We start from the raw sequence: 17,531 nt of genomic DNA, 5'->3' as shown, positions 1-17,531 counted from the left end.
GCCATGCTAACACAGCCCCGCGGCGTTCCGCGAGGCCGTTATGGTAATGCCGAGACGCTGCGGCGAATCAGTGTCCGGCAAAGTTGACCAGGCAATAGCAATCAATGCCAAAGTCATTCAAACGCGTTTCACCACCGAGTTCCGGCAGATTGATAATAAACGCTGCGTCTTTCACTTCACCGCCCAAACGGCGGATCAGCTTAGCGGTGGCTTCAATGGTTCCACCGGTGGCCAGCAAATCGTCCACGACCAGCACTTTGTCACCGGCGGTGATGGCATCGGTATGGATCTCCAACCGATCGGTGCCGTATTCCAGCTCATAGCTTTCACTGAGGGTCGCACGCGGCAACTTGCCTGGCTTGCGCACCGGCACAAAACCAATGCCCAGCGCCAGCGCCACTGGGGCACCAAACAGGAAACCACGCGCTTCAGTCCCCACCACTTTGGTGACACCCGTTTCACGATAGCGCTCAACCAGCAGCTCAATGCTGGCAGCGTAAGCCAGCGGGTTTTCCAACAGGCTGGTCACATCACGGAACAGAATGCCCGGCTTCGGATAGTCGGGGATGGTTTTGATACTGTCTTTAATAAACTGAAGTTGCTGTGCAGTCGCGGTCATAGTTATTGCCTGATAAAACTACCTGAAAATTTCCATACAGGCTCTTCAAACCCCGACCGGGCAATGCCTGGGACAAGAATTCAATGAAGGGAAGAAACCTGCGCACGAAAACGCCCAAATCTATGCAAAATGCGCGATAAATGCAACTGACGCAGCACAATCAGCGCGTTTTTTGTTGCTCCCGATCAATAACCGGCAGCCGTAACATAAAGCTCAGCAAAGCGACCAGAATCACCAGCAGAACGCCCCTGACCCACCAGAGTTTCACCAGCCACAGCGAAACCGCAAACGTCACGACGATCAGCAGCACCGCCTTCCATTTAGCCCCCGCTGGCAATGCGCGGTGTTGCTGCCAGTGGCGCAGGTAGGCACCAAACCAGGAACGGTATAACAACCAATGGTGAAAATGCGGCGATGAACGGGCAAAACACCAGGCCGCCAATAACAGAAAAGGAGTGGTCGGCAGCAGCGGCAGCACCACGCCCAGCGTTGCCAACATCACCGCCAGCCAGCCCACTATGATCAATAACCCACGCGTCATGCATTTCCTTTATTTATTATCATGATGGCCCGCTTACTGTATCACCCGTAACAGGTTTATCCACTCGCGGCTTGTTTCAGATCGCGTTCGCGGGCAAGCTTAAGCATAACCTCTTTTGCCAAAGGACACCCCGTGAGTACCCAGCGCTTACTACAAGCCCTTGAACAGCAGATCGCCACTTTGGCCAGCGAGGTGCAACCCCGTGGCGATGTGCCGATCCCACAGGCGCGTTTTGATACGGCGCTGTTTGCTAACCATGGCACGCGCTTGCGCGATTATCTGGCTGAAGTGCAGAAGAATTTTGCCCAGTTGCAGACTGCGGTGAAAGATAACCGTTCCGCTCACGTCGCTTTTCTGGCGGAAAAACTGGTCACGCAGCTCACCGCCCTGCAGCGCGAAATGGCGACACAGACGTTGAGGCGCAAAAATCAGCCGAAAGAGGTGGTGGCCGTCGATTTGTATCACAAGCTGGCCGAGCATCAGGAGTATGAACGCCGTTTGATCGCCATGATCGAGGATCGGGAAAGCCTGTTGGGGCAACAAACCACTTTTGCCGCACAGAAAAAACTGCAGCAGGAACTGGCGGCGATCGAAGGCCGGTTAGTCCGTTGCCGGCAAGCATTGGCGCGTATTGAACGCAATATTGAACGAAAAGAAAACGGTTTTTGAATATTTATCACATTATTTGAATGATTATTCCCTCCCCTAGGCGATGTTCACTATACTCACCGAAGCGATATCTCACTTACATGTTGGACTTATGTCTCTAGAAAATGCTTCTCCAGAATTACAACTGGCGGTAGATCTGATTTACCTGCTGGAATGTAACGAAATCGATCCGGCAACGGCGCTGGCCGCATTGGATATTGTCAAAAAGGATTACCAGGAAAAAGTCCAGCGTGCGGGCGTAACAACCTCTCTGTATCAGTCTACGGGCCAGCAATGATGGCGGGCAGAGTTTCACTCATACTGCACCGCCTTATCGCTCTGCCAGGTTATACCGCCGGTTGACCGCCATTATTCTGCGTTCGCTTCACTTCCTGCACCTCATTCCCCTGCTGATTATGTAAATACACTTCCAGTTGGTTGAAGGCGATATTGATGTCGTTTTCGCGACACAAACGCTCGATGGAGCGGTTCAGTTCATCGACGGTATAGCTGCGATCGCGCAATTCGCGCACGTAAACACGCAGCTCGTGATCCAAGGTGCTGGCACCAAAATTAAGGAAGAACACCTGCGGTTCAGGATCGGTCATAACGCGCGGGTTTTCATGCGCCGCCTGCAGCAGCACTGATTTCACTTGATCCAGATCGGAACCATATGCAACACCGACTTTAATCAGCACGCGGGTAATGGTGTCGGACAGCGACCAGTTAATCAGCCGTTCGGTAACAAACGCCTTATTGGGAATAATCACCTCTTTACGGTCGAAATCGGTGATCGTCGTGGCGCGAATGCGGATTTTACTGACCGAGCCGGAAAAGGTACCGATAGTGATGGTATCGCCAATCCGCACCGGGCGTTCAAACAGAATAATCAGGCCAGAAACGAAGTTGGCGAAAATCTCCTGTAACCCGAACCCCAGGCCGACAGAGAGCGCCGCCACCAGCCATTGCAGTTTATCCCAGGAAACCCCCAAAGAACTCAGCGCGATTATCGTCCCCACGGCGGTAATCAGATAGGTCAGGATAGTGGTGATCGCATAAGACGTTCCCTGCCGCAGTTGCAGACGCGAGAGCACCAGCACTTCAAGCAGGCCCGGCAGGTTACGCGTCATCACATAGGTGACAATCACCGCTACCATCGCCACCATCATATTGCCCAGCGTCACCGCCTGTGGCACGCTGCTGCCTGCGACCGTAGTGGCGTAATGCCACAGGGAAATACTGTCGAGGTAAGAGAAAACCGTCACCAAGTCGGACCAAATCGCGTAGAACGCGGTGGCAAAAATCAGGAACAGCACCATGGTGGTTAAACGCAACGACTGCTGATTGATTTGATCCAGCGCCAATGGGGGTTCCTCAACCGCCTCACTGCCTTCAGCCCCCTCTTTCTCTTTTGCCAGGTTCTGGCGCCGCGCCAGGGCACGGCGATAGGCCAAACGGCGTGCCGCCACGCTTAAGCCACGGATGGCCGTCTGATAAACCACATTCCACAGGAAAAACAGATACAGGCTGTCAATCCAGCGCCCCGCCAGACGCAGCGTGGTATAGAAATATCCCACAAACATCAGCCCCAGCAGGATCATGGGCATCACGGCAATCATGGTGACCACCACCAGCCTCACCGCGTGGGAACCTTTCTCACGCCAACTGTCACGGCACAGCGGGAACACCAGCACCGACAACAGCGCCAACGTCAAAATCACCACCACTTGGCCAATAACATCTTCCACCAACCGCAGCGGTGCTTTTTCTCCCAGTACCGACCAGAAGATCAGCGGCAGCAAGGTCAGGCCCAGCCTGAAAGTTTGGCGGCGATAATGTTCACAGCGATCGATCGGAATATTGAAATGACGCTCGGAAATACCGCCAGGCGCCAACATACGGAAGGCAAAACCGAACACCAGCCAGAACAGTGCCAACTGCTGCGACAATGCCCAGATAAAATCGCTGGTAGTGAATTCCGCGCGGTAGAACCAGAACCCGCCCCCCAACAGCAACAGCGAACCCGGCAGCACCTTCAGCAAGGTTAACAGGATGGCTTTAGGCGTGTGCAGTTGGCTGTCACGTTTGAGCTGGCCGACATCATTGGCCAGCTTCTGCAAATGGCGATCGATCAGACGATAACGCCAGCGCAGCAAGCCGATAACAATCAGCAGCGGGATCAGGAATACCAACGCCTGCAGCCCACCAAGCAACAGTTGGCGCGGTTCAAACTTGAAATCCAGCCCAGCCAGTTGCTCTTTCAGCGCACCCGGCATCGCCTTCAACCAGGTAAGATCGATCGGCCGATTGCTGTTAACCCAGAAAATCTGCTGAGTTAGCGTATCCTGCACCGACGTATACACGCTGGTCAGTTGCTGCTGGTTGATCTGCAGATTAATGGCCAGTGACAGCTGGTTATTAAGCTGCTTGTTCAGTTGATCGAGCAACTCACGGCGCATATCGATGATTTCATTCAACGCATCGATCACATCAACGCTGGCTTTTTCCTTGTTGGCGGCCACCAGCTTATTGATGAAATCATCACCTTTAAATAGCTCATCGCGCTGCTGATTGATTTCAAACTGCTCCAACCGCAGATCGGCAATCCTAGTGCTCATGTCCGCCGCCAGCGTTCTTGGCGGCAGGTTTTGTTGCTGTTGATAAAGAATGCGCGACAGCACCAGGCTGCCTTTCAACACCTGGATCTGCTCTTTCAGGTTACGTTCAGACTGCAAACCACGATCGAGCCAGTTCTTGACCTGAATATTCTGCTGGAACAGGGTGTTGCTTTCTTCCGTAGCAGCAATCAGCCGCTGGCTGATCTGGCGGTTGATATTCAGCTCTTTGCTCACCAGTTGGTCGTGCTGAATGTCGGTCGTATCTTCAGGATTTTGCGCCTCTTTTGCCGTTTTTTCTGACAGCGTCAGGCGTTTGTTATTCACCACATCCTGCAACACCTGCACCCGATGCCCCAGCGCATCAATATTCATGGTGGTGTAATCACGCTGCTTTTGCAGCAGATCCTGCAGCGTGGTGTTGGCCTCCAGGCTCTTGCGCTGCAGGTCTATCTCGGCGTTAAGTAACACCAGCTCGGTATTGAGCATCTCCTGTTGCGTGCTACGCAATGCCGCCTGCCCTGGCGAGCGAGCGTTCAGCAAATTACGGATTTCCTGCAGGCGCTGCGATGCCGTGTACATGCTGCTCTGCACGCGTTCCGGCTGAGTCTGCAACGAAATAAGCTGGCTGTTATAGGTGGAAAGGCTTTCTTGTGTATTTTGCAGGTCGTCCAAGGTTTGATACAGGCGGCTTTCCAATTGCCGCAGGGAAAGCGGCTGCAGCTCTGCACGGGTCAACGCCTCGCTGGCCGGATTTTTCAGCGCCTCCAGATCCTTGGTGAGCTGCTGTAACTTGGCCGGGGCCTGCTGCAACTGCAGCTTTAGCTCGTTTGCCTCTTGCCGGGTACGCTCAATGGCATCAAGCAGTTCTATGGTGTGGTTTAAATCTTGTTGGGACAGCTTTTCGACCGGCGTCAGGGTTTTCTGTTTGTTCAGCGCATCAAGCTGGCTCTGAATGTCACTGCGTGAGGGGATATCGCTATTCTGTATCGCATTGGCAACGGAAGGCAGAAAAACCAGGGCAAGCAACAGCAGAAAGACGGCGATAATGCGGCTCATATCCACTCCGCGCAACAAAGAAACAGCCAAGAAAGAGGGGGTGATAAACCTGCGACTCATGATTTAACGTCGGTTTGACATTGGAAAACTCAGACTATCACGATCGCAGGTGGGCAATGAATAAGAAAAACGTTGCTGGTGATGTAAGGTTAAGGTTCAGAAGGTCAGCACTTTTTCAGCCGCCAGCGTCCATTGTGCCAGTTCCACCAGCGTGCCGATTTCGACGCCCTCCGCCAGCTTCAATGAACTGACACCGCGCGCGTCGGCACAGGTTTTACACAGTTTTACCGTAACCTGCTGCGCCGTCAGGATCTCCAGCATCTGTTGCAGATGATAACCCTCTCGCGGCTGCTGCCCGGCAATACCGGCAACCACCGCGTCAGACATCAGAAACAGTTTGAGATCAACATCGGGCTGCTGATCTTTCAGGGTAATCGCCAAACGCAGCGCATTGAATAATGATTCCTGGCCGTAAGCCGCACCATTGGCGATCAGTAAAACGGATGACATAAGGCTCTCCTTATAAAGGCTGGCGGTCCGTCAGCTCTTGCGGCTGCACGCGCAGGGTCGGGCTGAGTTGCACCATATCGATGAAGGTATCTACTAATACACTCGCCTCGGCTTTCAGATCAAAGCTTTCCGGCATAAACAGCCAGTTCTCCATCAGGCCGGTAACATAAGCATGTAATATGATCGCGGCACGGTGGGTGTGCAAATCGGCGGGTAACTGACCATGCTCCATACTATTGCGCAGCACGCATTCGATACGATCGTAACCTTCCAGATAAAGTATTTTGCGCGCGTCATGTAACGGCATCATTTCCCCCACAAACTCGCACTTGTGGAACACAATCTCCATCAGGGCACGGCGACGGCCGTCATCGACCGTAGCTGTCAGAATGTAAATCAGAATCTCTCTTAAAATACGCAGTGGATTATCAGGAAACTTTGCCTGATACTCTATCTCCAGGTCGCCTATTTTCGACGCTGATAATTCCCAGACTTCGCTAAACAGGTCTACCTTATTTTTGAAGTGCCAGTAAATTGCACCGCGCGTGACCCCCGCCGCAGTAGCAATATCTGTCAGTGACGTTGCTGAAACGCCACGTTCAGAGAATTCTCTCACTGCAGCGTCAAGAATCTGTTGCCGTGTTTCTAGCGCCTGCTGTTTGGTTTTTCGTGCCATGACGTTGCTTTTTAGGGGAAGTGTGATTTACATACATTCGCGAATGTATGTACCATAGCACGCGAATAAAATTAACGCAGCAATGGGTTTTAAAGCTTGTGATCCATTGATCATTTTGAAATCGGACACTTGAGGTTTTTCTATGAACAAAAACAGAGGGTTAACGCCTCTGGCGGCAGTTCTGATGCTTTCAGGCAGCTTAGTGCTTACAGGATGTAACGATAAAGAAACCCAGCAACAAGGTGCCCAACACCCCGCTCCTACAGTGGGTGTCGTGACATTGAAGGCTGAACCTCTCAACATTACTACCGATCTTCCTGGCCGCACCGCTGCATATCGCATCGCCGAAGTTCGTCCTCAGGTGAGTGGCATTATCCTGAAACGTAACTTCACCGAAGGCAGCGATATCAAGGCGGGTGTCTCACTTTATCAAATCGATCCGGCGACCTATCAGGCGGCTTATGACAGCGCCAAAGGCGAACTGGCCAAGGCACAGGCCGCTGCTGAAATCGCTCGCCTGACGGTTGTACGCTATAAACCTTTACTGGGTACTAACTACGTCAGTAAGCAGGATTACGACACCGCGGTTTCCACCCAGCTGCAGGCCAACGCCGCCGTTGTGGCCGCCAAAGCCGCAGTAGAAGCTGCACGTATCAATCTGGCTTACACCAAGGTCACTTCACCGATCTCCGGCCGTACTGGCATTTCCACCGTCACCGAAGGGGCACTGGTTTCCACCGGGCAGGCCGCAGCCCTGACCACCGTACAGCAGCTTGATCCGATGTATGTCGATGTCACCCAGTCCAGCAACGATTTTCTGCGTTTGAAACAGGAGTTGGCTGACGGCACTCTGCAACAGGAAAACGGCAAAGCCAAGGTGAAACTGCTGCTGGAAAACGGGCAGGAATATGCGCATGAAGGTACGTTGGAGTTCTCTGATGTGACCGTGGATCAAACCACCGGCTCCATCACCATCCGCGCGATTTTCCCTAATCCTAATGATGCGTTGTTGCCAGGCATGTTCGTACGTGCCCGTCTGGATGAAGGGGTGCGCAACGATGCCTTACTGGTTCCGCAACAGGGTGTGACACGCAACCCACGCGGCGAAGCGACCGCTTTGGTTGTTGGCGCTGACGATAAAGTGGAATTGCGTACGCTGAACGCCGCGCAGGCTATTGGTGATAAATGGCTTGTAACCTCCGGCCTGAAAGCGGGCGATCGTGTGATCGTCACCGGCTTGCAGAAGATCAGACCCGGAGCCCAGGTGAAAGCGCAAGAAGCTGATGCCCAGGCTCCCGCTCAGACTCAGCCTGAATCCGCGAAGAAGTCATAAAAAAGGAGCCGGTAATACATGGCTAAGTTCTTTATAGATCGCCCCATTTTCGCATGGGTCATTGCCATCATCATTATGCTGGCAGGCATCTTGTCGATAATGAAGCTGCCTATTGCGCAATATCCGACCATTGCGCCGCCTGCGGTGACCATCGCCGCTAACTATCCAGGTGCAGATGCCAAAACGGTGCAGGATACCGTAACGCAGGTTATCGAACAGAACATGAACGGTATTGATGGCCTGCTGTATATGTCCTCCAGCAGTGATTCATCTGGTAACGTTCAGATTACGCTGACGTTCAACTCAGGTACCGATCCGGATATCGCTCAGGTCCAGGTGCAGAACAAACTGCAACTGGCCATGCCGCTGTTGCCGCAGGAAGTGCAGCAACAAGGCGTGAGCGTGGAGAAATCGAGCAGCAGCTTCCTGATGGTTGCCGGTTTTATCTCTGAAGACGGCAGCATGACGCAGGAAGACATCGCGGACTATGTGGGTTCCAACATCAAGGATCCGATCAGCCGTACTTCTGGCGTTGGTACCGTTCAACTGTTTGGCTCCCAATATGCGATGCGCATCTGGCTGGATCCGAACAAGCTGAACAATTTCCAACTGACGCCTGGCGATGTCATTACAGCCATCAAAGTGCAGAACAACCAGATTGCCGCAGGCCAGCTTGGAGGGACGCCACCGGTTAAGGGCCAACAGCTCAACGCCTCGATCATCGCGCAAACTCGCCTGACTTCGCCGGAAGAATTCAGCAAAATCATGCTGAAGGTCAATAATGACGGTTCACAGGTGCGCCTGCGCGACGTTGCCAGAGTTGAGCTGGGTGGTGAAAGTTACAACGTGATCGCCCGCTTTAATGGCAAACCGGCTTCCGGTATCGGTATCAAACTGGCGACCGGTGCCAACGCGCTGAATACGGCGGCGGCGGTCAAGGCTGAACTGGCCAAGCTGGAACCGTTCTTCCCGTCCAGCCTGAAGGTCGTTTACCCGTATGACACCACGCCATTCGTTAAGATTTCGATTCACGAAGTGGTAAAAACGCTGGTTGAAGCGATCATCCTGGTGTTCATGGTGATGTATCTGTTCCTGCAGAACTTCCGCGCCACCTTGATCCCAACTATCGCCGTGCCGGTAGTGCTATTGGGGACCTTTGCGATTCTGGCCGCCTTTGGTTACTCGATTAACACCCTGACGATGTTCGGCATGGTGTTGGCCATCGGTCTGCTGGTGGATGATGCCATCGTGGTGGTGGAAAACGTTGAACGCGTGATGGCGGAAGAAGGTTTACCGCCGAAAGAAGCCACCAGAAAGTCCATGGATCAAATCCAGGGCGCGCTGGTGGGGATCGCCCTGGTGCTGTCAGCGGTATTTGTCCCAATGGCCTTCTTTGGCGGCTCAACCGGTGCCATCTATCGCCAGTTCTCAATCACCATCGTTTCCGCTATGGTGCTGTCGGTGTTGGTAGCCTTGATTCTGACGCCTGCGCTGTGTGCCACGATGCTGAAACCGATCGCCAAAGGCGATCATGGCGTAACTACCGGGTTCTTCGGCTGGTTTAACCGCCTGTTTGAAAAGAGTACTCACCACTACACCGACAGCGTGGCAAACATTCTGCGCAGCACCGGGCGTTATCTGGTGATCTACCTGCTGATCGTGGTCGGTATGGGCCTGTTATTCCTGCGCCTGCCTTCTTCGTTCCTACCGGAAGAAGACCAGGGTATGCTGTTAACCATGGTGCAGATGCCAGCAGGGGCGACGCAAGAACGTACCCAAAAAGTACTGGACGAGGTCAATAATTACTTCCTGACGCAAGAAAAAGACAACGTTAACTCGGTATTTACCGTTAACGGTTTCGGCTTCAGCGGCCAGGGGCAGAATACCGGTCTGGCCTTCGTCAGTTTGAAAGACTGGTCTGAACGTAGCGGCGAGCAAAACAAGGTGCCAGCTATCGTAGGCCGCGCTATGGGGGCGTTTTCACAGATCAAGGATGGTTTGGTCTTCGCCTTTAACCTACCCGCGATCGTTGAACTGGGTACCGCAACCGGCTTTGACTTCCAACTGATCGATCAGGGCAACCTGGGCCATGATAAATTAACCCAGGCACGTAACCAACTGTTAGGCATGGTGGCACAACACCCTGACTTACTGGTCGGTGTGCGCCCTAACGGCCTGGAGGATACGCCACAGTTCAAACTGGAAATCGACCAAGAGAAAGCCTTGGCGCTGGGCGTTGCTCTGAGCGATATTAATGCCACATTAAGCTCTGCGTTGGGGGGTTCTTACGTCAACGATTTCATCGATCGTGGCCGTGTGAAGAAAGTTTACCTGCAGGCTGAAGCCCCGTTCCGTATGTTGCCGGGTGATATTGATAAGTGGTACGTCCGTGGCAGTTCAGGCCAGATGGTGCCGTTTTCTGCATTCTCCAGCGCGAAGTGGGAGTTTGGCTCACCACGTTTGGAACGCTACAACGGTCTGCCATCAATGGAAATCCTCGGTCAGGCTGCTCCTGGCAGGAGTACCGGTGAAGCGATGAACATGATGGAAGAACTGGCGTCTAAGTTGCCGAGCGGTGTGGGCTATGACTGGACAGGGATGTCCTATCAGGAACGTCTGTCCGGTAACCAGGCTCCGTCGCTGTATGCTATCTCACTGATCGTGGTGTTCTTGTGCCTGGCAGCATTATACGAAAGCTGGTCTATTCCCTTCTCCGTCATGCTGGTTGTGCCATTGGGGGTGGTCGGTGCTCTGGTTGCGGCAACCCTGCGTGGGCTCGAGAACGACGTTTACTTCCAGGTAGGCCTGCTGACCACCATTGGGCTATCGGCGAAGAACGCGATACTGATCGTGGAATTCGCCAAAGATCTGATGGAAAAAGAAGGCAAAGGCTTGGTCGAAGGCACCTTAGAAGCGGTGCGTATGCGTCTGCGCCCTATCCTGATGACCTCACTGGCGTTTATCCTCGGGGTTATGCCGCTGGTTATCAGTAGCGGTGCAGGTTCTGGCGCACAGAATGCCGTAGGTACAGGGGTTATGGGTGGGATGATTGCCGCGACCGTATTGGCCATCTTCTTCGTACCGGTGTTCTTCGTGGTGGTTCGCCGCCGCTTCAGTAAGAGGTCTGAAGACCTGGAACACAGCAACCCGGTTAAACATCACTGATACCGTTTCTGCTCAATACCAAGGCCGCACTCTGATGCGGCCTTTTCTTTGCCTGCCATGCTGCTAATGCAAGCTCCTCTGATTAAAAAGCCTGCCAACGCATTTTCTCCTTGCTCCTCTTCTCGCTGCGATTTATATTTATTGTTATATTATAACATAACAATTGAGGCCAATCATGAAAGCAGGCATTCACCCCGACTACCGCATCGTGGTGTTCCACGATCTCAGTGCCGATACCTATTTTAAAGTAGGTTCGACGATTAAAACCGAGCGCACTATCGATCTTGACGGCCAAAACTGGCCTTACGTGACAATCGACGTCTCTTCTGCTTCACATCCGTACTATACCGGCAAACAGAAAGAGTTCTCGAAAGAAGGCAGCACTGCCCGCTTCCAGCAACGCTTTGGCCATTTCTTCAGCAGCAAAAAATAACCAGGAGTCATCATGCAGGTTCTGAGTTCACTGCGTTCAGCAAAACATCGCCATCCAGATTGCAAAGTCGTGCGCCGCCATGGCCGCATCTATGTGATCTGTAAATCCAACCCAAGATTCAAAGCGGTACAAGGGCGTAAGAAAAAGCGCTAACATCGAAAGTGCCACCTAAAATCCAAGCCCCGCTGCTGTTCAACGGGGCTTTATTTCTCTCAAAACCAATTTTATCCCCGCGGCATGCCCCGCCATTTCACTGCCGTAAGCGGTCATTTATTTGTTATGCTGTAACAGTAAAAGCACAGATCGCCGCCAACAACGCAGCCAGCATCCTTCGACACCCTTTGTCACGTCGGTGGTAAATCAGGTTATTGAAGGCGGCATAGAGGTGAACAAAAAATAAAAATTTTCATGCCGTGAAAAGTTTGCCCACTAATGCGCAAAAAAGGAGTACAATAGGAGGGCGAATAGCGATATCGTCAGTTACCCCGTAGTTATGACATTGATCCGTTGTGGCATAGTAGACATACTTTCGTCGAAACAATTAAGAAAAGTGATTAATAGCGGGTTCTCAGCAGGGAAATCTAGGTTGATCGGTTACGGATTTTTATTCAGACAATGTGAACCACTCTGAAAACCCATGAGTAACGCTTGAGACAAAAGCACTAACAACATTGATTATTCAATAAGTTACCTTTAGAGTGTTCGTCTTTAACACCAGTCTGATCAGCCGCGGTAGTGAATACATCAGTGACACTACCGAATTTATCCTGATAAGAAAAAGGCGACTATTTGATGTAAGTGATGACTTGCCTTACGCCAACTGCTGATGAATTGTAAGTTTAAGTAATAGTAACAGGCCAGATGGCAAAAAATGATTTATATTCATTGTGAGGAAAGTTTATTTCGCCGTTGTTAAGCTACCTCCGTCTATGATGTAAATCAGTGTACTCACAGAGTGTTATCAACACCGAAATTAAGAGTTACGGGGGATGATATGGATGAGTATTCGCCTAAAGGGCATGATATTGCACAACTCAAATTCTTGTGTGAAAATTTGTATGACGAAGGTATGGCCACTTTGGGTGACAGCAACCATGGGTGGGTAAACGATCCGACGTCTGCCGTCAACCTGCAGCTTAACGAGTTGATTGAACATATTGCTTCGTTTGTAATGAGTTTTAGAATTAAATACATGGACGAAAGTGATTTGTCGGAACTGGTCGAGGAGTATCTCGATGATACCTATACGCTGTTCAGCAGTTATGGTATCAATGATTCCGATTTGCGTCGTTGGCAAAAGACCAAGGCGCGGTTATTCAGAATGTTCTCGGGAGAGGGCATCTGTACGACAATGAAGACTTAGAGGATAATTATCCTCATATAATTTCACGGTTAATAAGATTAAAGGTTACCATGACGAAAATTGACTATCTGATGCGTTTGCGTAAATGCACCACGATTGACACTCTTGAGCGTGTTATAGAGAAAAATAAGTACGAACTCTCTAACGATGAGTTGGAACTGTTCTACTCTGCTGCGGACCATCGCCTGGCCGAACTGACCATGAACAAACTGTACGATAAAATCCCAACTGCTGTTTGGAAATACGTAAGATAATCAAAGTAGCATAGTGTTGAGCCGATAACATTATCGGCTTCAATGGCTGTTCTGCCTAGGTATTTATCTTAAAAGTAGGGTAACCACGTTACGCTGCTGGGAATTTTATTGAAATAGTTAGAAACAATTTCCAGGTAAGAATAGGCAGTTTTTTGCGCTGTGCGTTAATGCTTCAGTGCAGTTAAGTAACGTCTGTTATAAATAAACAGCGATTAATTCTTAAACATTTAAATATATCTTATATATTTTCGCTAAATAGCTCTCACTTTCAGATAAATCGGTTTGACAACATACCGTTAAATTCAACTAACAATATACTTCCAATACTCTATAATCCGTTGATATTTCTTTTCAAAAATGCAGCAATATCTTACTGCATCATTATCGCCATGTGTTTCCATCAAGGGTATATCCTCCAGTAAAGCCTCTTCTACAACAAAATTTTCCGTGTTTTTAATACAGGGTTTTCTAGCACGTTGAAGACAAATCTATTCATTCGGTGAGTATTCATAAGGAATGTACGAGAACGAATAGGCAATAACCCATACAATGTGGTTGCCTCTCATACCAGCGGCGGCTAAGGGTGTGAAAATATGCGCTGGCCGCTATCGCAACTAGATATAAGGGTAGCGAAAGAAAGCGTCGGCATTAACCGGGGATTTTTTTGGGGGGAAATTGGTGGGGACCCTGCCAGCTACATCCCGGCACACACGTCACCTGCTACGGCTGCTTCCTTCCGGATCTGACCGAGTTCACAAGTTAGTGTTGCGGGAGAACCAACAGGGCCCCCATTGACGGCTTCATTGACTGCGAAGCGACGGGCATTATCGGTGATGGCCACCCAAATAGCAAGCCAACCCAGGCCAACCGCTGTTTTCTTACCCACCCAGGCTATGGCACACTTCCGTTACTCGGTTTATGCAGCAGGAAATAGAGACATGGCACCAGAAGAGGCCACCTTTCGTCAGCGCGTGTTCCACGTAATTGCCGCCATTCCCTATGGGAAAGTGACAACCTACGGCGAAGTCGCCCGGTTAGCAGGCTCATCACGCGCTGCACGTCAGGTAGGGGGAGTTCTGAAAAAGTTACCGGCAGGCAGCACCCTCCCCTGGCACCGTGTCATCAATCGTCACGGCCAGATTTCATTACGTGGCGAGGATCACGCCCGGCAAAAACAGGCGCTGCTCGCCGAAGGTATCGTGTTTAGCGCGCAGGGCGGTATCGACCTGCAGGTTTATCGTTGGCGTTGGTAAAAAAAAGCCTTTGGCCGTCAGGCTCAAAGGCTGGTTGATTCAGGCGCTCATAGCTAAGGCGTGAGAGCCGAGGCTACCTGAAGAGGCACATTCTGCACAGGAACCAGCAGCAGCTCGGCCTGAGTCCCGTTGCGGTTGATCACTTCCTGAATGGTATCAGTGATAAAAATCAACTGGCCGTTCAGCGTAATCGCCGCGCTCAAAATGATACGCGCATTAGGCTGAATGTCCGCCGGGTGGTATGGCAACACGAAACTGAACGGCGTTTGTTGGCCTTCGGTACGCGTCACCGATTGTGCAATAACCTTTGACGGAGCATCAGCCAGTGAGGCATCGGACAGCGTGACCGTCAATACGGCATCCGGTGGCAAGGCAATACGCTGGCGAATATTGACTGAGCCTCTCACCGCTGGGTCTTGCATTTGCGCTTGTGATACCGCAGAGGCATTATGAGCCGGCATCGGCATATTCGCACTCTGATGGGTACACCCCGCCAGGGTAACGGCCAACACGGCCACACCGCCTACTTTGTGCCAGAGTTTCATGGAGCGTCTCCTCTACTTTCAGCAACACCTTGGTGGCTTAAACCACCACAACAATAAAATATAGCATAAAACACCAACAAATACCGTCACCTTCGCATATCAGTAACTCACATGATGCTATTTAACTGGAATTAACAACTGGTTATCAACCCTAAGCACCCAATAAACTACGGACGAATACCGCCAGAAAGGCACAAGGGATCATGCAATATATTGACGTCTTGCCGTAATATTCCGCACACTGCGCAACAAGATGATGAAAAGGGTTACCACTTTATGAGCCAGGCACTGCAAAACCTCCTCGACCTGCTGAATTTGGAGAAAATTGAAGAAGGCTTGTACCGCGGCCAAAGCGAAGATCTGGGGCTACGCCAGGTATTTGGCGGCCAGGTCGTTGGTCAGGCACTGTATGCCGCTAAGCAGACGGCTCCTGAAGAGCGCAGTGTGCACTCATTTCACAGCTATTTCCTGCGCCCCGGTGACAGCAGCCAACCAATTATTTATGACGTAGAAACCCTGCGCGACGGCAACAGTTTCAGCGCCCGTCGTGTCAGCGCTATCCAGCATGGCAAACCGATCTTCTACATGACCGCCTCATTCCAAACCCCGGAACAAGGGTTTGAACACCAGAACACCATGCCAGATGTGCCACCGCCGGAAGGATTGCTGTCAGAATCGGAGATCGCCCAAAAGCTGTCGCATATGTTGCCGGAAAAGGTACGGGAAAAATTTATTGGCCAGAAGCCGATCGAAATGCGCCCGGTAAAATTCCATAACCCGATGAAAGGTAGCGTGGAAGAACCTTACCGTCATGTCTGGTTCCGTGCCAATGGCACCATGCCGGATAATCCGCGGATCCATCAATATTTGCTGGGCTACGCTTCCGACTTCAACTTCCTGCCAACGGCGTTGCAGCCGCACGGCGTCGGGTTCCTGGAGCCTGGCATGCAAGTAGCAACCATCGATCACTCGATGTGGTTCCATCGTCCGTTCCGCCTGGACGAGTGGCTACTGTATGTCGTGGAAAGCCCCTCCGCCTCCGGTGCTCGTGGATTTGTACGCGGCCAGTTCTATACCCGTGAGGGGGTATTGGTGGCCACCACGGTGCAGGAAGGCGTTATCCGCCAGCGCGACGCATAATAAGAGAAAGGGCGATGTCACCATCGCCCTTTCTGCACCACCATCGTGACTCGGTCAGCAAATTACTGGTTGTAGGCATTCTCGCCGTGGCTGTTGACGTCCAGCCCTTCGCGCTCTTGTTCTTCGGGTACACGCAGCCCGACAATCGCCCCGGCCACTTTGAAGGCGATAAACGCCGCCACGCTTGACCATACCAGAGTAATCACCACGCTCAGCAACTGGATCCACATCTGATGTGCCATCGTCACGCCTGCAGCATAGCCAGTACCACCGAGTGAAGAGGCGGTGAACACGCCGGTCAGCAGGCAACCCACAATCCCACACACACCGTGCACACCAAACACGTCACAGGTATCGTCCACCTTCAGCCATTTCTTCAGCGTCACCACGCCCCACAGGCCAGCAACCCCGCCCACCAGGCCAATAATCAGCGCCCCACCCACACCGACGGTACCCGCAGCCGGCGTAATCGCTACCAGACCCGCGATACACCCGGAACAGGCCCCCAGCAAAGAAGGTTTACCGCGCAGGATCCACTCAGCGAAGGTCCAGGAGAGGATCGCCCCCGCAGTCGCTATCACCGTGTTCAGGAATGCCAGGGCAGCAATGCCGTTGGCCGCGCTGGCAGAACCGGCGTTGAAGCCAAACCAACCGATATACAGGATAGAAGCTCCGGTAAACACCATCGGCAGGTTGTGGGGTTTAAACGCTTCTTTACCAAAACCGGCGCGTTTACCCAGCAAGTAAGCACCCACTAACCCTGCGCTGGCGGCGTTGATATGCACTACGGTACCACCGGCAAAATCCAGCGCCCCATCGGTAGCCAGTAAGCCACCGCCCCAGACCATGTGCGCAATCGGCAGGTAGGAAAGGGTGAACCAGATGGCCGCAAAAATCACTACGGCGGAGAAGCGAATACGCTCGGCAAAGCCCCCCACCACCAGCGCCACGGTAATACAGGCGAAAGAAGCCTGGAACGCCACGTGGATCATCTGGCTAAAGGTGCCGGTTACGCTGTCAATGCCGATCCCTTTCAGCATTACCGTCTGAAAACCACCAAAGAAGGCATTCCCCTCGCTGAAGGCGAAGCTGTAGCCATACACGACCCACAGCACGCACACCAAGGCGAACGTGACGGTAACCTGTGTCAGCATTGAAAGCACGTTTTTGGCTCGCAGCAGACCACCGTAAAATAGAGCGACACCGGGCAAGGTCATAAACAACACCAGCGCGGTACAAATCATCATAAAGGCATTGTCAGCTTTATCAGCCACTGCCGGAGCGGCCAGAGCCAAAGAAGGAACCAGGGTTACCGTACTCAGGCCCAACATGGATAAAAGTTTTTTCATTATCAACCATCCCCATTTACTTTACTGA

17 protein-coding genes and 1 other RNA gene are annotated in these 17,531 nt (G+C 52.0%); 10 read left to right on the top strand and 8 right to left on the bottom strand.

Annotated elements, in window-relative coordinates; all coding sequences use genetic code 11:
• Nucleotides 1-67: 67 nt before the first annotated feature.
• Nucleotides 68-619, bottom strand: a complete 552-nt coding sequence (gene apt / locus WG891_RS11830) for an adenine phosphoribosyltransferase (RefSeq protein ID WP_076940591.1) — start codon at nucleotides 617-619, stop codon at nucleotides 68-70.
• Nucleotides 620-779: 160 nt separating this feature from the next.
• Nucleotides 780-1,160, bottom strand: coding sequence for a DUF454 family protein (locus tag WG891_RS11825; RefSeq protein ID WP_076940589.1), 381 nt, complete (start codon nucleotides 1,158-1,160; stop codon nucleotides 780-782).
• A 132-nt stretch (nucleotides 1,161-1,292) separates the two neighbouring features.
• On the opposite strand from WG891_RS11825, the gene priC reads away from it, so the two are divergent.
• Nucleotides 1,293-1,829, top strand: a complete 537-nt coding sequence (gene priC, locus WG891_RS11820; protein WP_076940587.1) for a primosomal replication protein PriC — start codon at nucleotides 1,293-1,295, stop codon at nucleotides 1,827-1,829.
• Between the two features lie 91 nt (nucleotides 1,830-1,920).
• Nucleotides 1,921-2,106, top strand: a complete 186-nt coding sequence (gene rsmS, locus WG891_RS11815; RefSeq protein WP_076940585.1) for a pleiotropic regulatory protein RsmS — start codon at nucleotides 1,921-1,923, stop codon at nucleotides 2,104-2,106.
• 49 nt (nucleotides 2,107-2,155) lie between these two features.
• Here the strand turns inward: rsmS and mscK are convergent, their stop codons facing one another.
• From mscK to acrR, 3 genes are all read right to left on the bottom strand, one after another.
• A complete protein-coding gene (gene mscK / locus WG891_RS11810) occupies nucleotides 2,156-5,482 on the bottom strand; it encodes a mechanosensitive channel MscK (RefSeq protein ID WP_443006155.1) in 3,327 nt (1,108 codons plus the stop codon).
• A 156-nt stretch (nucleotides 5,483-5,638) separates the two neighbouring features.
• A complete protein-coding gene (locus tag WG891_RS11805) occupies nucleotides 5,639-5,992 on the bottom strand; it encodes a DsrE/DsrF/TusD sulfur relay family protein (protein ID WP_337262902.1) in 354 nt (117 codons plus the stop codon).
• 10 nt (nucleotides 5,993-6,002) lie between these two features.
• Nucleotides 6,003-6,668, bottom strand: a complete 666-nt coding sequence (acrR, locus tag WG891_RS11800) for a multidrug efflux transporter transcriptional repressor AcrR (RefSeq protein ID WP_337262901.1) — start codon at nucleotides 6,666-6,668, stop codon at nucleotides 6,003-6,005.
• 142 nt (nucleotides 6,669-6,810) lie between these two features.
• Here acrR and sdeX point away from each other — a divergent pair, with 142 nt between their 5' ends.
• The 6 genes from sdeX (at nucleotide 6,811) to WG891_RS11770 (ending at nucleotide 13,216) form a co-directional block, all read left to right on the top strand.
• Nucleotides 6,811-8,001, top strand: a complete 1,191-nt coding sequence (gene sdeX, locus WG891_RS11795; RefSeq protein ID WP_337262900.1) for a multidrug efflux RND transporter periplasmic adaptor subunit SdeX — start codon at nucleotides 6,811-6,813, stop codon at nucleotides 7,999-8,001.
• Nucleotides 8,002-8,019: 18 nt separating this feature from the next.
• Complete coding sequence (acrB, locus tag WG891_RS11790; protein ID WP_337262899.1) at nucleotides 8,020-11,166, top strand: multidrug efflux RND transporter permease subunit AcrB; 3,147 nt, start codon at nucleotides 8,020-8,022, stop codon at nucleotides 11,164-11,166.
• Nucleotides 11,167-11,341: 175 nt separating this feature from the next.
• The gene (locus WG891_RS11785; RefSeq protein ID WP_337262898.1) at nucleotides 11,342-11,599 is read left to right on the top strand and encodes a type B 50S ribosomal protein L31; all 258 of its coding nucleotides are present in this window, start codon (nucleotides 11,342-11,344) and stop codon (nucleotides 11,597-11,599) included.
• A gap of 12 nt (nucleotides 11,600-11,611) precedes the next feature.
• Nucleotides 11,612-11,752: a type B 50S ribosomal protein L36 gene (ykgO, locus tag WG891_RS11780; protein WP_024913901.1), complete on the top strand. Its 141-nt coding sequence runs from the start codon at nucleotides 11,612-11,614 to the stop codon at nucleotides 11,750-11,752.
• Nucleotides 11,753-12,593: 841 nt separating this feature from the next.
• The gene (gene tomB / locus WG891_RS11775; RefSeq protein WP_337262897.1) at nucleotides 12,594-12,962 is read left to right on the top strand and encodes an Hha toxicity modulator TomB; all 369 of its coding nucleotides are present in this window, start codon (nucleotides 12,594-12,596) and stop codon (nucleotides 12,960-12,962) included.
• A 50-nt stretch (nucleotides 12,963-13,012) separates the two neighbouring features.
• Complete coding sequence (locus tag WG891_RS11770; protein WP_024913899.1) at nucleotides 13,013-13,216, top strand: HHA domain-containing protein; 204 nt, start codon at nucleotides 13,013-13,015, stop codon at nucleotides 13,214-13,216.
• A 685-nt stretch (nucleotides 13,217-13,901) separates the two neighbouring features.
• Here the strand turns inward: WG891_RS11770 and ffs are convergent.
• Nucleotides 13,902-13,998, bottom strand: an RNA gene (gene ffs, locus WG891_RS11765) — signal recognition particle sRNA small type.
• 156 nt (nucleotides 13,999-14,154) lie between these two features.
• Between ffs and WG891_RS11760 the strand changes: the two genes are divergently transcribed.
• On the top strand, nucleotides 14,155-14,469 hold the full coding sequence (locus WG891_RS11760; protein ID WP_337262896.1) for an MGMT family protein: 315 nt from the start codon (nucleotides 14,155-14,157) through the stop codon (nucleotides 14,467-14,469).
• 53 nt (nucleotides 14,470-14,522) lie between these two features.
• On the opposite strand, the gene WG891_RS11755 is transcribed toward WG891_RS11760, so the two are convergent.
• Nucleotides 14,523-15,014 (bottom strand): YbaY family lipoprotein, encoded by a 492-nt coding sequence (locus WG891_RS11755; protein ID WP_337262895.1) that lies wholly within the window; start codon nucleotides 15,012-15,014, stop codon nucleotides 14,523-14,525.
• Nucleotides 15,015-15,290: 276 nt separating this feature from the next.
• On the opposite strand from WG891_RS11755, the gene tesB reads away from it, so the two are divergent.
• The gene (tesB, locus tag WG891_RS11750; RefSeq protein ID WP_076940567.1) at nucleotides 15,291-16,154 is read left to right on the top strand and encodes an acyl-CoA thioesterase II; all 864 of its coding nucleotides are present in this window, start codon (nucleotides 15,291-15,293) and stop codon (nucleotides 16,152-16,154) included.
• A gap of 62 nt (nucleotides 16,155-16,216) precedes the next feature.
• Here tesB and amtB read toward each other — a convergent pair whose 3' ends face one another.
• Complete coding sequence (gene amtB / locus WG891_RS11745; RefSeq protein WP_337262894.1) at nucleotides 16,217-17,503, bottom strand: ammonium transporter AmtB; 1,287 nt, start codon at nucleotides 17,501-17,503, stop codon at nucleotides 16,217-16,219.
• Nucleotides 17,504-17,531 lie beyond the last annotated feature (28 nt).

It is taken from the genome of Serratia sp. MMO-28 (genome assembly GCF_037199905.1).
In the GTDB taxonomy this organism is placed as follows: domain Bacteria; phylum Pseudomonadota; class Gammaproteobacteria; order Enterobacterales; family Enterobacteriaceae; genus Chania; species Chania oryzae.
The sequence above is the reverse complement of the archived record's forward strand: the minus strand, read 5'-3'. Positions and strand labels throughout refer to the sequence as shown.